Here is an 18,892-nt window from a genome sequence, read left to right as displayed (position 1 = left end):
TTTTTGCTTCAAATAAATTCAAAGTCACTATTAAGACTCTTTTATGGTTGATATGTTACAATAAAAACTTAAATTTTTTTTATTTTTTTCTGATATGTTCTGTTTTGTAGCAGATTAGCGTTTTGATTTTTTGATAATTTTAACATTCATCTAAAAGGCTTTTTTAAGAAATTCTAAACGTTTTGTTCGATTTTATATGTTTTTCATTTTCTGTAATTGATGAATAAGCTGTATCTTTGCTCACTTTAAAATAAGTTACATGTCATTATCACAAATTCTTACACCTTCTATACAAAAAGCAATTCAGGCATTATTTGATGTTTCAGTTGATAAAATCGAATTTCAGACTACTAGAAAAGAGTTTGAAGGCGATATTACTATGGTAATTTTTCCATTGCTGAAAGTCATCAAAAGCAATCCGGCCGAACTTGGAAATAAAATTGGAAATTATCTAGTTGAAAATGTTTCTGAAGTAGCTCGCTTTAATGTAGTTTCAGGATTTTTGAATATTGTTATTTCAGACAGTTATTACTTGAATTTCTTTAATGAAATAAAAGACAGTCAAAAATTTGGTTATGTTTCACCAGATCCTGCTGATAAAGCAGTTATGGTAGAATATTCTTCACCAAATACAAATAAGCCTTTGCACTTAGGCCACGTTCGTAACAATTTGTTAGGATATTCTGTTGCCGAAATTTTAAAAGCGTCAGGAAAAAAAGTATATAAAACGCAAATCATCAACGATCGTGGAATTCATATTTGTAAATCGATGTTGGCTTGGGAGAAATTCGGAAACGGAGAAACTCCAGAAAGTTCAAATTTAAAAGGAGATAAATTAGTTGGGAAATATTATGTGGAGTTTGACAAAGCTTATAAAACAGAAATCAACCAATTAATCGAAACTGGGAAAACTGAGGAAGAAGCAAAAAAACAAGCTCCAATTATTATTGAAGCTCAGGAAATGCTTAAAAAATGGGAAGCCGGCGATGAAAAAGTGATCGAACTTTGGAAAATGATGAACCAATGGGTTTATGATGGTTTTGCCACAACTTACAATAATCTAGGAGTTAACTTCGATAAATATTACTATGAAAGCAATACCTATTTATTAGGAAAAGATGTTGTTCAGGTAGGTTTAGATAAAGGAGTTTTCGAAAAAGATCCTGACGGTTCTGTTTGGATTGATTTGACAGATGAAGGCCTTGATCGTAAAATTGTTTTGCGTTCTGACGGAACTGCAGTTTATATGACGCAGGATATTGGAACTGCAATTCAGCGTGTAAAAGATATGCCAGATGTTGGTGGAATGGTTTATACAGTTGGAAACGAGCAAGATTATCACTTTAAAGTACTGTTTTTAATCTTGAAAAAACTTGGTTTTGACTGGGCTTCAAGCTTGTATCATTTGTCATACGGAATGGTTGATTTGCCTTCTGGAAAAATGAAAAGCCGTGAGGGAACTGTAGTCGATGCCGATGATTTGATGCAGGACATGACGGATACTGCAAAACAGATTTCAGAAGATTTAGGAAAATTAGACAGTTATTCTGCAGAAGAAAAAGCAAAATTGTATAAAACAATTGGTCTTGGTGCTTTGAAATATTACATTTTAAAAGTAGATCCAAAGAAACGTATTTTGTTCAACCCAGAAGAATCTGTAGATTTTGCTGGAAATACAGGTCCGTTTATTCAATACACATATGCGAGAATCCAATCTATAATTCGTAAAGCCGATTTTGATTTTTCTGAGAAAACAACTATCGAAGAACTTCACGAAAAAGAAAAGGAGCTGATAAAACAAATCGAACTTTTTCCAGAAGTAATTCAAAATGCCGCTCAAAATCATAGTCCGGCATTAATTGCAAACTACACATATGATTTGGTGAAAGAATATAATTCGTTCTATCAATCTGTTCATATTTTAGGTGAAGCTGATTTGATTAAAAAGATTTTCAGAGTACAGCTTTCTCAAAAAGTTGCTGAGGTTATCAAATCTGCGTTTAGCTTATTAGGAATTGAAGTTCCGGAGAGAATGTAAAAAGAGGAATTTTTAGATATTAGAAAGCCGATAGTTTTAGAACTATCGGCTTTTTTTGATGTTTTTTGGACTTATTGTGCCTTACTAATTTTTGTTTGTAAAGTATTTTTGTTTGTAAAGTATTTTTGTTTGAAATAATCGTGGTTGAAATTTAAAAGTGCCGTTTTGTATTTTTTTTTAACTATTATGAATTAGTAAACTTTTAGTAAAAATCATTAAAAAAACTTAATTACTTTTAGACTTTCTCGATAAAAAAAAGCCGGTAAAATTAATTTACCGGCTTTTTTTATAACTAACATAAACAATTTTATTTTTTAACGAACTTGTCAATAATAGCGTCAGATTCTGCTTTTGTTGCATCTGGTTTTAAGTCAAATAAAAGAGAATATAAAGCTTTGCGATCCACTTTTGCTTCTAAGTTTAAGTCTTGCTTTCTGTCAAAAAGAACTTGCCATTTGTTACGAACGTTTTGCCAAAGATCTTTATTAGTTGCCCACCATTTTTGAGCTGCAGCGCATTTAGAATCTGGGACTTTTGTATAAACGTCAAATCCTTTTTCTTGAGCTAAAAGAACATCTTTTCCGCTGTCATCTCTAATTAATTTATCGTTATCCTGTTCGTGATTCCATCCTGTAGCCGTAATTTCATGAATGTTTCTTCTTTTTAAAACATTATAGTCGTTACGTTTTGTCTGCTCTCTTCTTGGTAGCGGAGCATCAGCAACATTTGACCAGTAATCTTGTCCGTCAACATGTACCCAAGTTGATGATCCTTCATATCTTGGGCTGTCATCTACTTGATATACTTTCTGAGTCCATTGCCCTTTAACGGCTTTTTTGTCTAATTTTTTATACTTCCAAGAAGTTCCTTTGTCAAACGAATACAAATCTGTGTTTTCATACAACCAATCTTGTCTCCAGTGTTTGATAATCATATCGTCGCTCACAATCAATAAATGCTGCATTACAATTTTGTTAGGAGTATCATCTAATAATTGAACCCATTCTAAAGCAGATTCGTGTTTAGTTTCTGATGGCTTATAAGTAAGAGAATCTTTTGGGTATGAAAAAGTTTCGGTGAAGTTGAATTTTACTTCGTAGCAACCACACATCGATTTTATTGATTTGATGTCTTGCTGTTTTTTGTCCTGACTGAAGCCAAGTGCGCAAGTCAAAGCCATTACGGCCGTTAAATAGAGGCTTTTTGTAATCATAACTTATTATTTTGTTTTTAAATTTTTGCAAATATATATATAATTTATTTAGAACAAATAAAAATAGTTTATATATTTGCGTCATTATTAAGACTGAATAAAAATAATGAAAATTAAAATTACCCTTTTTGCTGGACTTCTATTTTGCACTTATTCTTTTGCTCAGCAAAAAGATAGTATAGCTTCCAAAGAAAAACTTTCGGAAGTTGTTGTAACAGGACAGTTCGAGCCACAATCCATAAAAAAATCTGTTTTTAATGTTCGTGTGATTTCAAATCAGGATATTCAAAATTTGGCAGCAAACAATTTGGCCGATATTTTAAATCAATATTTAAATATTACAGTAACTCCAAGTGGGACAAGTGGTCGTTCTACAGTTTCTTTATTTGGTTTAGGTGCGCAGTATTTTAAAATTTTGGTTGATAATGTGCCATTAGTTAATGAAGCTGGTCTTGGGAATAATATCGATTTGTCACAAATTAACCTGAATGATGTTGATCATGTTGAAATTGTCGAAGGGTCAATGGGTGTAACTTATGGCGCAAATGCCGTAAGTGGTGTTTTAAACATCATTACGAAAAAATCCTCAAAATATAAATGGGGAATCAATGCATCAGTTCAAGAGGAAACGGTTAATAATGAATATTCTCTTTTTGATGAAGGACGTCACATTCAATCTTTAAGAGTTTCTCATACTTTTGATAAAAACTGGTTTGTATCGGCGGGAATCAATCGTAATGATTTTCAAGGATACCTAAATGACAAAAACGGAGAAAATTATGCTGAGAATGATGGAACACGTGGTTATAGTTGGCTTCCAAAAGATCAATTAAACGGTACTGCAACCATAGCATATCAGAAAGGTAGTTTCCGTTTTTACTATAAATTCGAGTTTTTAGATGAAAATGTAGATTATTATAACAGTACTGTTCAGTCAGGTTATAACAGTACTCTTGGGTCGTATCGTTATGCCGATGATAAAAGATATTTTACTGATAGATATTTTCATAATTTAAATGCAACGGGTAGACTATTTTCTCAATTAAATTATAATGTTTCGCTTTCACATCAAAAACAAGAACGTGATGTTGAGAGTTTTAGATACTATTTAGGAAGTAAAACAGAAGCAAATAATACGACTGTAAAAGATCAGTCGATGGAAGTTTTATATTCGACAGGAACTTTAAATAATTTCTTTAGAGATAAAACCGTCGATCTTCAATTAGGATATGAATTTGTCAACAATAAGGGTTATTCCTTGGTTCAAGAGGCAAACAATATTTTTACTCCAGTTCAAAAAACACTTGAAAATTATGATTTTTTTGCTTCGTCAGAAATTATGGCAACGCATAAATTTTCCATCCGACCAGGAATACGATTTTCTGCTCAGTCTCAATTTAAAAATCAATATGCTTCTTCTTTGGGTTTAAGATATTTATTTGAAAAAGGAATTGAACTTCGCGGGTCATATGGTAACTCTTTTAGAACGCCAACTTTTGATGAATTATATTCTAAACAAATATTCGACGGACACTTTTTTACAGGAAACGAAAACTTGATTCCTGAAACAAGTACTTCTTATGAAACCAGTCTTAAGAAAATGACTCTGTTTTCATCTGGTTTGCAACTTTCCAACATTTTTGCAGGAAGTTATCTGAATGTTAATGACCGAATTGACATGGCATTAATAAGATTTAATCCAGATACTGGAAATCCAGAATATCAGTACATCAATATCAGCAAATACAGAATGTGGAATTTCTCAACTATGAATCAATTGCGAAAAGACAACTTCACATTCAATTTCGGTGCTGCATTAATTGGCATTTCTCAGAAAATAGATAATCAGGTATTTACATCTGATGATCAATTTCTTTACTCTTTCAATTTAAACACAAGTTTTTCGTACACCGTTCCAAAATGGAAAACAATTGTTTCAGGATATTATAAATACAACGGTAAAACTCGACAATATATCCAAGGTTCTTCTTCCTATATTTTATCTGAAGTTGATCCAAGCAATTGGCTTGATCTTACTGTTCGACAAAATTTCTTCAAAGATCATTTTGAAGTTACAGTGGGAGCAAGAAATGTTCTTGATGTGACTAATGTAAGACAAACAGGAACTGCAAGTGCTGCTGGACATGCAGGGCCAGGCGAGGTAATGCTTGCTTACGGGCGTTCTTACTTTTTGAAATTAGCGTATAATCTTAATCTTTAATATATAAATACCATGAAAAAGTTATTATTTTTATCAATCGCTCTTCTATCACTGGCTTCGTGTTCAAGTGACGATAATACTCCAGTAGAAGTTCCTACTGTTGGAGCAACTTTAAAACCAGCAATTGGCGGGCCAAACGAGCCAAATCAAGTTTATCTAGATTTAAGTAGTGAAGATTCTAAATCTGTAAACAGAACGGCTTGGGATTTTGGTTTCTCAACGGGTTCAGATTTTAGAGTAATCATAAACGGTTCTCTTAAAATGGCAGTAAAAAAACTTGCTACTTCAGATATTACTTTGTCTCAGACAGCTGATGCAAACGTTGCAGTGGGAGGTGGTACTACACTTTCTAACAATGGATTTGTGGATAATCCAACAGGAGTTTTAGCTGGTGCTGGTGCTGGAATCGGAACTGCAATTGCTGAAATCTCTGCTACAGATGCTGATAACAAAGTTTACTTAGTAAATTTAGGATTAACTGTTTCTACTACTCAGCCAGCAGTAGGGTCTGTTAGTGTTGATGGCGATGCAAGAGGATGGAAAAAAGTTAGAATTTTAAGAAGCGGAAATGGTTATAAAATTCAATATGCTGATTTAACTTCGACAACTTTTACTGAAAAAACTATTGCCAAAGATGCTGCTTATAATTTTTCTTTTTTTAGTTTAACTACAGGAAGTACAGTTTCGGTTGAGCCAGAAAAAGCAAAATGGGATTTAAATTTCACAACATTTACAAATTATATTCCATCTGTGGATGCTGATAATAAGCCAATTGAAGTTACTTATGGTTATTCAGATTTTATTACAACTAATGTAAAAGGCGGAACACAAGTTTACCAAGTATTAACTTCTGTTAAAACTTATGAGGCTTTTGCAAAAGCAGATGTAGTTGAAGCAAACTTTACTGTTTCTGCAACAGATCAAAGAGTAATTGGAGCTAGTTGGAGAAATGGTGGTGGACCAACTTCATTGCCAAGTATCAGAACAGATCGTTTTTATGTTGTAAAAGATGCAGCTGGAAATTACTATAAAGTTAAATTCCTTTCTTTGACAAATGATGCTGGAGTTAGAGGTAATACTGTTTTAGAATACGCAATCTTAAAATAATTTAACATTTAAAAAATTAAAATATTATAAAGATTATCTCATTTTAACTTACGATGTATACGTATCGATATTTAGTTAATCATTAGCTTTGTTTTTTTATTTTTTTTTTGATAAAGAGGTTAGATTCGTCTGACCTCTTTTTTTGTTTTTACTTTATTTATAAAAACAATTTTTAGTAAAGGTTTAATCTTATCTTTGCACATATTTTTTTTAAAAGAATTAGCAGAAATTTCGTATAATTTAATTTTGGTAATTCATACTTCAAAACTTAAAATTACAAGTGAATACAAAATCATATTTTTTTCAGTCTTTCGCCATTATTGCATTAGCATTCGTTGCTTTTATTGGATTCAAGCAGGTTTTGCCCAATAAGATTTTTTCTGAAAGCAAAATAAATTCTAAAAACGTACTAATCGACAGTCTGCTTTTAGAAGCCGTTGCTAAAGATTCATTGACAGATAATGACAGCATTGAAGCAGTTGAAGACGCTCAAGGAAAAGAAGAAATCGTTTATGAAAATATTGAAGGAATTGAATTTCCATCTGAAACTTTTGATAATTACAAAGGATATCAATACCTGATTTCTTTTTATGAAAAGCTGTACCAATTAGAAAAAAATCCCGAATCGAATGTGAGAATTGCATATTACGGCGATTCAATGACCGATGGTGATTTGATTGTTCAGGATGTAAGAAGCAATTATCAAGAACGTTTTGGAGGAAACGGAGTTGGTTTTGTTCCGATAACTTCTGAGTCGGCGGCATCGCGCGGTTCGGTAAAATCTACGTATTCTAAAAATTGGAAAACACAATCGTACTTAAATGTAAAAAAACCTTCAAGCCCTTTTGGAGTAAACGGACACGTGTTTTTTGCCAATGATAATACAAACTCAACTTGGGTGCAGTATGAAGCCGGAACAAATAAATATTCAACTACTTTAGATAATCCAACTTTGTTTTATGGAAGAGCATCTAAAAAAGGGAAAGTGAATTTTATTATTGGAAAAGATACTTTGAAGAAAAATCTGAATCCGAGTAACTTGGTTAATACTTTAAAAGTAAGTTCAGGACATTTGAAAGCTTTTAAAGCTAACTTCGTAAATGCAGATTCGATTCCGATCTACGGTTTCAATTTTGACAACGGAACTGGTGTTCACGTGGACAACTTCTCGCAAAGAGGAAATTCAGGATTGCCAATTTCGACTTTTAATGCCAATGTAATGCAAGGTTTCAACAATACATTGAAATACGATTTGATTATTCTGCATTACGGAACGAACGTGTTGAATTACGGAACCAAAAATTATAATTGGTACGAAAGAGGAATGACAAAAACCGTGAATAAAATTAAAGAATCGTTTCCAGGTGTTTCTATTTTAATTGTCTCGACGGCTGATAAATCGACCAAATATGATATGGAAATGAAAACCGATTCAGCAGTTGTACCTTTAATGAAAGCGCAAAAAAGATATGCGCTTGACACAGAATCTGGTTTCGTAAATTTATATACTTTGATGGGAGGCGACGGATCGATGGTGAAATGGGTTGATGAAACTCCGGCCAGAGCCAATAAAGATTACACGCACTTTAACCAGCGCGGCGCAAAAGCAATTGGAAATTTATTATATACTCAATTAAATAAAGGTTACGAAGAATATAAAATATTACGTGAAAAACGTGAAGCTGTTTCGAATCAGCAAAAAGCAGCTCGAAAAACCAAGACAGATTCTACCTCTGTTAAAAAAGATAGTGTAAATGAATAAACTGATTATTATTTTCTGTTGTCTTTTTTTCTCTGCAAATGATAAGACGCAAAAAACAGATTCACTTCCAACAACAAAAAATATGATTCACAAAGTCGATTCCATAACGACCGATGCGGTTGCTGATGATCAAATTTATAATGCAAAAGCATTAAATGATTTTTTTGAAAAATTAAAGAAAAATGAAAACGAAAGCAATCAGAAAATAAATATTGTTCATATTGGGGATTCGCATATTCAAGGCGATTTAATGACCAATGAAGTGCGTAAAAAACTGCAACAGCAATTTGGGAACGCCGGTCGAGGTTTGGTTTTTCCGTATCAGCTGGCTAAAACAAATGGATCTTATAATGAGCGCTTTTATTCGAATAGATCTTGGGAAAGTTATCGAAATATTCTTCCAACAAAAAATGCTCCTGTTGGTTTAAGTGGTATCGGACTTTGGCGTGACAACGGCGGTTTTGCTGTCGAACTGCGTGTAAAGGATATGGCGTATAAATTTAATACGATCAAAATTATTACGCCTCAAAATCAGCATATGTTTGATTTGGCAACTTCATCTCAAGTCAATTTGATTCAATCTTCAGAGAAAAAAGTAATCACACATAAAATTAAAAAAGGAGAAGCAATTTCGACAATTGCTGATAAATACAATATTTCGGTTGCAGAGATTAAAAAAGCGAACGGATTAAAATCAAACAATATCCGCGCAGGTCGAACTTTGAAAATTCCGACAAACGAGACCAAAGAAAAAATAATTAAAAGTTCAGAATTTGTTCCGTTGAATTTAGAAGCTGATTCTTTTTCTCATTATTATAATTCCGATAAAGCTTTAGAAAAAATTTATTTGATTCCGAATAAAGAGACATCAAAATACGAATTGAACGGAATTGTTTTAGAAAAAGATGCACATGGAATACTCTATAGTAATATTGGTGTAAACGGTGCAAAATATTCAGATTACAATAAATATCCTTTGTTTTTTGAACAACTGAAAGCCGTACATCCAGATTTATTGGTTTTTTCACTAGGGACAAACGAAAGCTACGACCATCTGGAAGTCGAAGGTTATATTAAGCATTTGAGAGAATTTATAAGCAATATAAAAGCTCAAAATATAAATGTTCCAATAATTGTAACGACGCCACCACCATCTTTATTAAGAAAAAAGCCGAACACTTATATAAGAGATTATACAAAAGAAATTTTGGAAATCGCACAAAAAGACGGTTTTGCCGTTTGGGATTTATACGATGAGTTTGGAGGAATGGACGGAATACGAAAATTAAAAACGCAGAAAATAATTGGTCCAGACTGGGTTCATTATTCTAAAAAAGGATATGAAAAACAAGGCGATTTGTTTGCGCAGGCAGTATTAAAAGCATACGATAATTTTAAATCAAAGAATTAAATTGATAACAATAGATAGCATTAATGATTGGTTCATCCAAAATTTTGGTGCAATTACAATAGAACAAGTTAAAAGCTGGTTTGTTTATAATCCAGACGAAAAATTATTATTTAATACGGGTTTATTCCTCGGATTATTTCTGGTTTTTTATTTTGTATATGCCTTTTTGCGTAAAACATTTTATTTGAGATTAACTTATGTTATTCTCTTTTCGCTTTTCTTTTACTACAAGTCGAGCGGTATTTACTTTTTGCTTTTGTTGCTTTCATCGGTTGTAGATTATGGTTTGAGCCAGATTATTTACAGAGCAACAAAAGATAGTACCAAGAAAATATATCTTGTAATCAGTGTCATCTTGAATTTAGGTTTGCTTGGTTATTTCAAGTACATGAATTTTATGATCGTGACTTTCAATGATATGTTTCATGGCAATTATGCACTTCATGATGTTTTTCTTCCTGTGGGAATTTCGTTTTATACGTTCCAATCGATGAGTTATATTATTGAAATTTATAGAGAAGAAATTAAGCCTACAAAAAACTACATCGAATATTTGTTTTTCGTTTCATTTTTCCCGCAGTTGGTTGCCGGGCCAATTGTTCGCGCAAAAGATTTTCTTCCGCAGATTTATCAAAAATTAAATCTAACTAGAGCCGATGTAAACTATGCGCTATTTTTGATCATTGGCGGATTGATCAAGAAAACGGTAATTTCAAATTATATATCAATAAATTTTGTTGATCGTGTTTTTGATACGCCAATGAGTTATACTTCTTTCGAGAATTTAATGGCGTCATATGGTTATGCAATCCAGATTTATTGTGATTTCTCTGGATACTCTGATATGGCAATTGGTATTGCATTATTACTTGGATTCAAATTACCAGTCAATTTTAGAACACCATATAAATCAACTTCGATTACAGATTTCTGGAGAAGATGGCACATTTCGCTTTCAACTTGGCTAAAAGATTTCTTGTATATTTCAATGGGAGGAAACCGCGAAGGTTCTTTCGCCGGATATTTATTTCCAAGTTTATTTTTCTTCGGATTATTGCTTTGGGGAATTACGAGTTATAACACCAGTGTAATTCCATTGATTGTTGCATCGGTTTCCATTTTGCTTTTCTGTTTGTCTTTTCTGCTTTCGAGCAAAAAGAAACAGACTTTGGTAACTAATTTGAATTTATTCACCACAATGCTATTGGGTGGATTATGGCACGGAGCAGGAGCGCAATTTATTGTTTGGGGAGCTTTACACGGATTAGCTTTGGCAATTCATAAAATATTTGTCGAAATTTTCCCTTCTAAAAAAGAAAAAAAAACTAATTTCTTGTGGAGATTCTTTTCAATTGTAATCACATTTCATTTTGTGGTTTTCTGCTGGATATTTTTCCGTGCAAGAGATTTCGAAACAGCATTGCAAGTAATCAATAATATTGGACAATTAACTTTCGAACCAGAACTTTGGAAAACAATTATCATTGGCTACAAAAATGTTTTCGGATTAATGTTGTTTGGTTACGTTTGGCATTTCTTGCCTGAAACCTTCACAAACGGAATGAAATCTGTTTTTGATAAAACACCAATATTAGTAAAAGCAATAATTCTAGGTTTCGTTTACTGGATTGTTTACGCAACAGCTGTTGCAGGTTCGCAACCGTTCATATACTTCCAGTTTTAATTTTAAAGGTACAAAGGTTCATAGGAACAAAGGTGCAAAGGTTTAATTCTTTGTGCCTTTTTTTCTCTCGCAGATTTTGCAGATCTAGGTGATTTTTTCATGCTCCATATAAAAAAATAATCCGCCTGATCTGCAAAATCTGCGGGAGACAAAAAACTTTGTCACTTAGTGCCTTCGTGGTAAAATTGCAGCTAAATAAAAATTGCCTGAAATATCTAATTAGATTATCTTTGCACTTCAAATAAAGAAAATAATATGTTTGATAATTTAAGTGATAAGTTAGATAAAGCGTTCCATATATTAAAAGGACACGGTAAAATTACAGAAGTAAACGTTGCCGATACTTTAAAAGAAGTTCGTCGTGCATTGCTTGATGCCGATGTTAACTTTAAAATTGCTAAAGATTTTACAGCTAGAGTAAAAGACAAAGCAATTGGGCAAGACGTACTTATAACATTACAGCCAGGACAATTATTAGTAAAACTGGTAAAAGATGAGTTGACGGAATTAATGGGTGGAGATGTTGCTGGTGTTAACTTATCAGGAAATCCAACTGTTATTTTGATGTCAGGACTTCAAGGTTCTGGTAAAACTACTTTCTCAGGAAAATTAGCCAACTATTTAAAGACTAAGAAAAATAAAAAACCACTTCTTGTAGCGTGTGATATCTACCGTCCTGCGGCGATTAATCAGCTTCATGTTGTTGGAGATCAAATAGGTGTTGAAGTTTACTCAGAACCAGAAAATAAAAATCCTGTTGAAATTGCTCAAAATGCAATTAAACACGCAAAATCGAATGGCTTTAATGTTGTAATTGTCGATACAGCTGGACGTCTTGCTGTAGATCAGGAAATGATGGATGAAATTGCACGTGTTCACAAAGCAATTCAGCCTCAAGAAACATTGTTCGTTGTAGACTCTATGACAGGACAAGATGCTGTAAATACAGCAAAAACTTTCAACGATATCTTGAATTTTGATGGAGTTATTTTAACGAAATTAGATGGTGATACTCGTGGTGGAGCGGCGCTTTCAATCAAATCGATTGTAAACAAACCGATCAAATTTGTTGGTACTGGAGAAAAAATGGAAGCAATTGATGTTTTCTATCCAGAACGTATGGCTGAGCGTATCTTAGGAATGGGAGACGTTGTGTCCCTTGTTGAAAGAGCTCAAGAACAATTTGACGAAGAAGAAGCTAGAAAACTTCAAAAGAAAATCGCGAAAAACGAATTTGGTTTTGATGATTTCCTAACGCAGATTCAGCAAGTGAAAAAAATGGGTAATATGAAAGACTTGGTAGGAATGATACCAGGAGCTTCAAAAGCCATGAAAGACGTAGAAATTGAAGATGATGCTTTCAAACATATTGAAGCAATCATTCACTCGATGACGCCAACTGAAAGAAGCAAACCTGCCATAATCGACGTAAAACGAAAAGCCAGAATCGCTAAAGGTTCCGGAACTAAAGTCGAGCAAGTAAATCAGTTAATGAAGCAGTTTGACCAAATGAGCAAAATGATGAAGATGATGCAAGGTCCGGGCGGAAAAAACCTGATGAAAATGATGGGAGGCATGAAAGGAATGCCAGGCGGAATGCCGAGATAATAAAATTAAAAGTTTCAAGTTTAAGGTTTCAAGTTAGAGACCAAAACTTGAAACTTTTTTAATTACATAAATATTTAAGTTTCACAAATAACGTGAAACATGAAACTTTAAACCTGAAACAAAACACAATGCAACTACTAGACGGTAAAAAAACATCTAACGACATTAAAAACGAAATTGCAGCCGAAGTTCAATCTATAAAAGCAGCTGGAGGAAAAGTGCCTCATTTAGCAGCGGTTTTGGTTGGTAACAACGGAGCGAGTTTAACTTACGTAGGAAGTAAAGTAAAATCATGTCAGGAAATCGGATTTGATTCAACTTTAGTAAGTCTGCCGGAAACCATTACCGAAGACGAACTTCTTGCTAAAATCAAAGAGTTAAACGAAGATGATAATCTAGATGGCTACATCGTTCAGTTGCCTTTGCCAAAACATATTGACGAGCAAAAAATATTACTAGCAATCGATCCTGACAAAGATGTTGATGGTTTCCATCCAACAAACTTTGGTAGAATGGCGCTTGAAATGGAAAGTTTTATTCCTGCAACACCATTCGGAATTATGGAATTGTTGGAGCGTTACAACGTTGAAACTGCCGGAAAACATACAGTAGTTATCGGAAGAAGTCATATCGTAGGACGCCCAATGAGTATCTTGATGAGTCGTAAAGGAAATCCTGGAGATTCGACAGTTACATTAACACATAGCCGTACTAAAAACTTAGAAGAATACACTAAAAACGCTGATATTATCATTACAGCTTTAGGTGTTCCAGAATTCTTAAAAGCTGATATGGTAAAAGAGGGCGTAACAATTATTGACGTTGGAATTACTCGTGTAGAAGATGCATCAAATGCAAAAGGATATGTGATAAAAGGTGATGTTGATTTTGACGGCGTAAGCAAAAAAGCAGCATTCATAACACCGGTTCCTGGCGGAGTAGGGCCAATGACAATTGCTATGTTGCTTAAAAATACACTTTTGGCACGCAAAATGAGAAGTGCAAGAAATAAATAATTCTTTTCAAAATAATACCAAAAAGCCTATTCATTATGAATAGGCTTTTTTCGTTTTGATGCTTTGGGCGTCGCCACGATTTATGAAATCTTTTTCTCCTGCAAGGTTTTTAAAACCTTGTAGGTATTGTCAAGATAAAATAATTTATGTAGTCCCGTAGTCCCTACGGGACAAAGTTTTGTTGTCAATAATCTGTTCTACCAATATTTAATCTCTACGAGATAATTTTCGGTAGTTTAAAATTAGCATTTCAAAATAATGTTCTACCCATATTTAATTTCTCAGTGGTAACTCCATTAGGAGTTAAATATCGGTAGAAACAACATTCATCACCCAAAAAATATCCCGTAGGGATTATATATTTTCCATAATACAAATCAAAGGCACAAGAACATTCCAAATTTTATTTCAATAATTTCATCTTTTTTTATTTGCCAATTCAAAATAAATAATAACTTTGTACTGCAAAGTACTTTTATTATGAATCAGAAACACCAAGAAGATTTAGCACATATTCGTTCCATGATGGAGCGTTCTTCAAGATTTATATCCTTAAGCGGACTTTCAGGAGTCTTTGCTGGACTTTCTGCCCTAATTGGCGGGTTGTACGTTTATGAGCTTTTTAAAATAAATGGAATCGAATATTTTACAGACGAACATGTGCTGTTGTCAGGAAATTTGGTTTCACATTTATTTTTGACTGGTGTTGTAATTTTAGTCTGTGCTTTTGTATTTGGAGCCTTTTTTACAATTAGAAAAAGCCGAAAATACAATTTGCCAATTTGGACATCGGCCACAAAAAATATGCTTTTCAATTTGGCTGTTCCACTTGCAGTTGGTGGCGTATTTTGTCTGGCTTTAATCTATCATGGAAATTACGGATTAATAGCGCCGTCAACATTAATATTTTACGGACTTGCGGTTGTAAATGCCGAAAAATATACTTTTTCGGATATAAAATATTTAGGTTTTTCGGAGCTAATTTTAGGATGTATTTCGCTTTTCTATATAGGATATGGGTTGATTTTTTGGATCTTTGGATTCGGAATCCTGCATATTATTTACGGATTAGTGATGTTCAAAAAATACAAATAACCCAATGGGAATTATCGACAAGCTAAATAAAGATTTTGAGAGCCGTGTCAGACTGGGTATTATGTCCGTTCTGATGGTTAACGACTGGGTAGATTTTACCGAGATGAAAACGCTTTTAAATATCACTGATGGTAATTTAGCAAGTCATTCTTCCGCACTAGAAAAATCAGAATATATCGAGATTAAAAAGGAATTTGTTGGCAAAAAGCCCAAAACATCTTATCAGGTAACACCGCTAGGCCGCGCGGCGTTCAAAGAGCACCTTTCTTATCTTGAAAAATTAATGAAATCGTAATAACTATATTTTTTTGTCTAACAACTTTGAAAAACAAAGTACTTTTAACTTGATCATCATGAAAAAACACCACATCATTTTAATTTGCAGTTTTATTTTTTTACTGCTTTTTTATAGAGAAGATCCAGGACTTAACTGGTCTATTTTTGGACTTGTGTTAACTGGCTTCATTTGCTATTTATTTCAAGATAAATTTACTGAAAGAACACATTTAGTATTGGTTTTAACATCGGTTTTATCATGTCTGGCTTTTGGTTGGTACGGTGACGCGGCCTCGTTTTTTGCTATGGCTATGTCAATATTGTTTTTACAGTTTAAAACGCAGGATAATAAATTAAAAATCGTTCAGATTTTTCCGTTGGTATTTTTAAACGGAATCACTTCGTTAGGGCGTATTTGGATTTTTAAACAGTGGCTTCCTGAAAAACAAATTCATAATAATTTTGCTAAAAAATTGGTTGCTTTTGTTTTAATTCCAGCTATTTTTTTTGGATTGTTTTTCGCAGTTTATTCTTTTGGAAGCGACCATTTCTCATCATTATTTACAGATTATACTTTAGATATTGATGTGCCACAACTTTTATTGCTTAGTATTGCCGGTTTCTATATTTCATTTAGTTTCTGGAATTATTGGGTTCCTGAAGTTTGCTACGAAAAGAATGAGCTTCTTGATAATGAATTTAAAAATATTGCCGAAGTCAAAAATCAAAATACTTTTTCATTTCTTGATTTAGATTTCGAAAGAAAAAGTGGTGTAATTACTTTAGTGCTTTTAAATTTGATGCTTTTGGTTTTTATTGCAACGTACAATTACGAGCAGTTTTTTGAAGTGAGTATTGCGCAAGCTTCTAAATTGAGTACAGCTACACACGAAAGAGTAAATTCAGTTATCCTTTCAATCCTAATGGCGGTTGGCGTAATAATGTTTTATTTCAAAGGGGGATTCAATTTTGATAAAAAAGCAACTCTTCTTAAAACACTTTCTAAAATCTGGATTTTTCTAAATGGAATTTTGATTATAAGTACGATCATTAAAAATTCAGAATATGTTTCATTTTTTGGATTAACATATAAGCGTTTGGGAGTTTATGCTTTTCTTATTTTGGCAATTATTGGTTTAGTTTATACTTTTTTGAAAATCGCAAAACAGAAAACAAATGCTTATTTGGTCAACCAAATGGTATGGTATTTTTACGGAACAGTTCTTTTATGCAGTTATGTAAACTGGGGAAATCTGATCACAAATTATAATATTTCTGTAAACAAAGGAGTGGAACCCCGTTTTTTAAGTGGTCTGAATTTTAATGAAGAAGCTAGACGAGATTATTTCTTAAAAAATAATTTAAACGGAGGGGAGACAGAGAGTATTAGAGAGGAGTTAGTTGCCAATTATCAAAATGCGACATTTTTATCTAAAGCTTTATACTATGAGTTTTTGAATAAAAAGAAGTAATTATCTAAAATATAAATATTTTAAAAGCCTCATTATCATAGATAAAGAGGTTTTTTGATTTTATGAATTTGTAATCTTGTAAAACAATTTCTTAAGAAAATCTTTACTATATTTGATTTGTAATAATTTTCGATATTTTTGATTTAATACCTCTATTGAATAGATTTTTTGTTATCCCAAAGTAAACTAAACGTAATTAATAAATAGTATTATGGAAAACAACAACGACCAATTAAGCAGAAAAACAGTTAAACCACCCGGAGAAAGAATTACAGAAGTTATAAAAAATTCGAGAGGATTAATTAAATTTCCCGAAAACAAATCAAAATCCCTTCTATCACCTCTTGTTGAAGCTTTATACGATGATGATACAATAACTATAACAGCTGTTATTTTTGTACCTCCTTTTTCGAACGAAACGCTAGACCTTAAGATTTATCAAAACTGGTATACAGATATTGAGGGATTTCCGCAACTTCAATTTTTTGTGTCTTATGACATGTCTGAAACAGTTTCTAAAGATTTTTATGTGTATGAAGTTACCTTCGAGGCAAAATCTCATCCTTTTGAGGATCAAATATCTCATATAAAAACGATTCAGACTTTTTTATGGGATATAGATCCCGTAACTTCGAGAGGTACTGTAACAACTGTACAATCAGCAGCCTAATTTAGTTGTGCAATTTTGATCTTTAAAATCACAAGCAATTAAAAAGTATTATTGTTTGTGATTAGAAGTAATATGTATGTTTCTTTCGATCACCTAAAAAACGACAATGCTAAAAAGTGTAGTATTTAATTTGTTGTTATTATTTTCTTCAGCTTTTTATCTTTATTCTCAAGAAAAACTCATTCAGAATGATTTCTTTTCCCAAGAAATAAAATTAAAAGCAAAAGAATATAAAGACAATATCAATTTTTATAAAGCACAGCACTATTTTGCAAAAAAGAATTGGGATTCAACCTTAGTTTATTCTGTAAGACAACTTGAAAGTAACGGAAATCTGGAATTAAAAGATTACTGTTATTATTTTAGAGGATTCAGTTTTAAAGAAAAAAAGTTATTTACTGAGGCCGTAAAAGATTTTAATAAAATTTCCCGAAAGTTTAAATTTTATTGTAAAGTTCAAATCAATCTTGGTGAAATAGCTTTAGAGGAAAATAAATTTAAAGATGCTTTATTTTTTTTTCATTCTGTAGAAAGGCCTGAATTTGATCATTGCAATTTTAAAAAGAGCAATACTTTTCATAATATAGGACTATGTTATTTACATATTGGCAAGTTTGATAAAGCTGAAACTTATTTATTTAAAGCCTCAGAATTGCAAGAATTTGAAAAAGATACGCTGTTACTTGTTGGATCTTACATGGACATTGCTAATTTATATTATAATCAATTTAAAGACAGTCAAGCAATTCCGTACTTCGAAAAAGCGTACAAGTTAGCTGCAAAAGTCAAATCGTTCGAGCTAAAACAAAATGCGACTCTTAATATGGCAATTGTTGAAGAAAACAGGAAAAATCTTCAAAAAGCTTTAGTTTACCGCAAAGAATATGAATCATGGAGAGATTCGTTGAGAGATCAAAATAAAGTTTGGGCGGTGGCAGATTTAGAGAAGAAATTTGCAGTAAAACAAAAACAAAAAGAAATCGATGTTCTTGAAGCCGAAAATAAACTTAAAAATACAGAAAGAAATATGTTTCTTATCGTATCAGTATTATTAGTTTTTTTGTTTGGTGCAGGTATTTATTTTTATCGAGAAAAGAGTAAAAGCAATAAAATTATTTTAATTCAAAAAAATGAATTAAAAGAATTAAATAATACAAAAGATAAACTCTTTTCGATAGTGAGCCATGATTTGCGCTCTTCTGTTAGTGCTTTAAAAAGAAGTAATTCTAAATTACTGGAAAATGGAAAAACCGGTCAAATTGACCACCACTTTCCAGTGTAAATTGATCACCAGTTCCGGAGCAAACTGACCACCATTT

At 32.5% G+C, this 18,892-nt stretch carries 14 protein-coding genes; 13 read left to right on the top strand and 1 reads right to left on the bottom strand.

The features are described from left to right. The first annotated feature begins 259 nt into the window (after positions 1-259). Positions 260-2,038, top strand: a complete 1,779-nt coding sequence (argS, locus tag FND99_RS10480) for an arginine--tRNA ligase (protein ID WP_144337948.1) — start codon at positions 260-262, stop codon at positions 2,036-2,038. 307 nt (positions 2,039-2,345) lie between these two features. Here argS and FND99_RS10475 read toward each other — a convergent pair whose 3' ends face one another. After that, a complete protein-coding gene (locus FND99_RS10475; RefSeq protein ID WP_144337947.1) occupies positions 2,346-3,251 on the bottom strand; it encodes a DUF6607 family protein in 906 nt (301 codons plus the stop codon). A 106-nt stretch (positions 3,252-3,357) separates the two neighbouring features. Between FND99_RS10475 and FND99_RS10470 the strand changes: the two genes are divergently transcribed. The 12 genes from FND99_RS10470 to FND99_RS10415 all read left to right on the top strand — a co-directional run bounded on the left by FND99_RS10470 (position 3,358) and on the right by FND99_RS10415 (position 18,855). After that, complete coding sequence (locus FND99_RS10470; RefSeq protein ID WP_144337946.1) at positions 3,358-5,472, top strand: TonB-dependent receptor plug domain-containing protein; 2,115 nt, start codon at positions 3,358-3,360, stop codon at positions 5,470-5,472. 12 nt (positions 5,473-5,484) lie between these two features. After that, the gene (locus tag FND99_RS10465) at positions 5,485-6,579 is read left to right on the top strand and encodes an HmuY family protein (protein ID WP_144337945.1); all 1,095 of its coding nucleotides are present in this window, start codon (positions 5,485-5,487) and stop codon (positions 6,577-6,579) included. Between the two features lie 280 nt (positions 6,580-6,859). After that, the gene (locus FND99_RS10460) at positions 6,860-8,341 is read left to right on the top strand and encodes an SGNH/GDSL hydrolase family protein (RefSeq protein WP_144337944.1); all 1,482 of its coding nucleotides are present in this window, start codon (positions 6,860-6,862) and stop codon (positions 8,339-8,341) included. Continuing rightward, positions 8,334-9,752: a GDSL-type esterase/lipase family protein gene (locus tag FND99_RS10455; RefSeq protein WP_144337943.1), complete on the top strand. Its 1,419-nt coding sequence runs from the start codon at positions 8,334-8,336 to the stop codon at positions 9,750-9,752. Before FND99_RS10460 ends, FND99_RS10455 begins: the two co-directional genes overlap by 8 nt. A gap of 1 nt (position 9,753) precedes the next feature. Then, positions 9,754-11,436, top strand: coding sequence for an MBOAT family O-acyltransferase (locus tag FND99_RS10450; protein ID WP_144337942.1), 1,683 nt, complete (start codon positions 9,754-9,756; stop codon positions 11,434-11,436). Positions 11,437-11,691: 255 nt separating this feature from the next. After that, positions 11,692-13,044, top strand: a complete 1,353-nt coding sequence (ffh, locus tag FND99_RS10445) for a signal recognition particle protein (protein ID WP_144337941.1) — start codon at positions 11,692-11,694, stop codon at positions 13,042-13,044. A gap of 128 nt (positions 13,045-13,172) precedes the next feature. Continuing rightward, complete coding sequence (locus FND99_RS10440; RefSeq protein ID WP_144337940.1) at positions 13,173-14,060, top strand: bifunctional 5,10-methylenetetrahydrofolate dehydrogenase/5,10-methenyltetrahydrofolate cyclohydrolase; 888 nt, start codon at positions 13,173-13,175, stop codon at positions 14,058-14,060. A 480-nt stretch (positions 14,061-14,540) separates the two neighbouring features. Continuing rightward, on the top strand, positions 14,541-15,155 hold the full coding sequence (locus tag FND99_RS10435) for a hypothetical protein (protein ID WP_144337939.1): 615 nt from the start codon (positions 14,541-14,543) through the stop codon (positions 15,153-15,155). 4 nt (positions 15,156-15,159) lie between these two features. After that, positions 15,160-15,450, top strand: coding sequence for a winged helix-turn-helix domain-containing protein (locus tag FND99_RS10430; RefSeq protein ID WP_008464519.1), 291 nt, complete (start codon positions 15,160-15,162; stop codon positions 15,448-15,450). A gap of 58 nt (positions 15,451-15,508) precedes the next feature. Next, positions 15,509-16,903: a DUF4153 domain-containing protein gene (locus tag FND99_RS10425; protein ID WP_144337938.1), complete on the top strand. Its 1,395-nt coding sequence runs from the start codon at positions 15,509-15,511 to the stop codon at positions 16,901-16,903. A 211-nt stretch (positions 16,904-17,114) separates the two neighbouring features. After that, the gene (locus FND99_RS10420) at positions 17,115-17,573 is read left to right on the top strand and encodes a hypothetical protein (protein WP_144337937.1); all 459 of its coding nucleotides are present in this window, start codon (positions 17,115-17,117) and stop codon (positions 17,571-17,573) included. A 106-nt stretch (positions 17,574-17,679) separates the two neighbouring features. After that, entirely contained in the window at positions 17,680-18,855 is a 1,176-nt protein-coding gene (locus tag FND99_RS10415; RefSeq protein ID WP_144337936.1) for a tetratricopeptide repeat protein, read from the top strand. Positions 18,856-18,892 lie beyond the last annotated feature (37 nt).

This window comes from Flavobacterium daemonense (genome assembly GCF_007341385.1).
GTDB lineage: Bacteria > Bacteroidota > Bacteroidia > Flavobacteriales > Flavobacteriaceae > Flavobacterium > Flavobacterium daemonense.
Note: the sequence above shows the minus strand (reverse complement) of the source record. Positions and strands in the feature narration are given on the sequence as shown.

Coding starts and splice junctions, on each gene's coding strand:
- argS (WP_144337948.1), top strand. CDS start 260: ATGTCATTATCACAAATTCTTACACCTTCTATACAAAAAGCAATTCAG.
- FND99_RS10475 (WP_144337947.1), bottom strand. CDS start 3,251: ATGATTACAAAAAGCCTCTATTTAACGGCCGTAATGGCTTTGACTTGC.
- FND99_RS10470 (WP_144337946.1), top strand. CDS start 3,358: ATGAAAATTAAAATTACCCTTTTTGCTGGACTTCTATTTTGCACTTAT.
- FND99_RS10465 (WP_144337945.1), top strand. CDS start 5,485: ATGAAAAAGTTATTATTTTTATCAATCGCTCTTCTATCACTGGCTTCG.
- FND99_RS10455 (WP_144337943.1), top strand. CDS start 8,334: ATGAATAAACTGATTATTATTTTCTGTTGTCTTTTTTTCTCTGCAAAT.
- ffh (WP_144337941.1), top strand. CDS start 11,692: ATGTTTGATAATTTAAGTGATAAGTTAGATAAAGCGTTCCATATATTA.
- FND99_RS10440 (WP_144337940.1), top strand. CDS start 13,173: ATGCAACTACTAGACGGTAAAAAAACATCTAACGACATTAAAAACGAA.
- FND99_RS10435 (WP_144337939.1), top strand. CDS start 14,541: ATGAATCAGAAACACCAAGAAGATTTAGCACATATTCGTTCCATGATG.
- FND99_RS10430 (WP_008464519.1), top strand. CDS start 15,160: ATGGGAATTATCGACAAGCTAAATAAAGATTTTGAGAGCCGTGTCAGA.
- FND99_RS10425 (WP_144337938.1), top strand. CDS start 15,509: ATGAAAAAACACCACATCATTTTAATTTGCAGTTTTATTTTTTTACTG.
- FND99_RS10420 (WP_144337937.1), top strand. CDS start 17,115: ATGGAAAACAACAACGACCAATTAAGCAGAAAAACAGTTAAACCACCC.
- FND99_RS10415 (WP_144337936.1), top strand. CDS start 17,680: ATGCTAAAAAGTGTAGTATTTAATTTGTTGTTATTATTTTCTTCAGCT.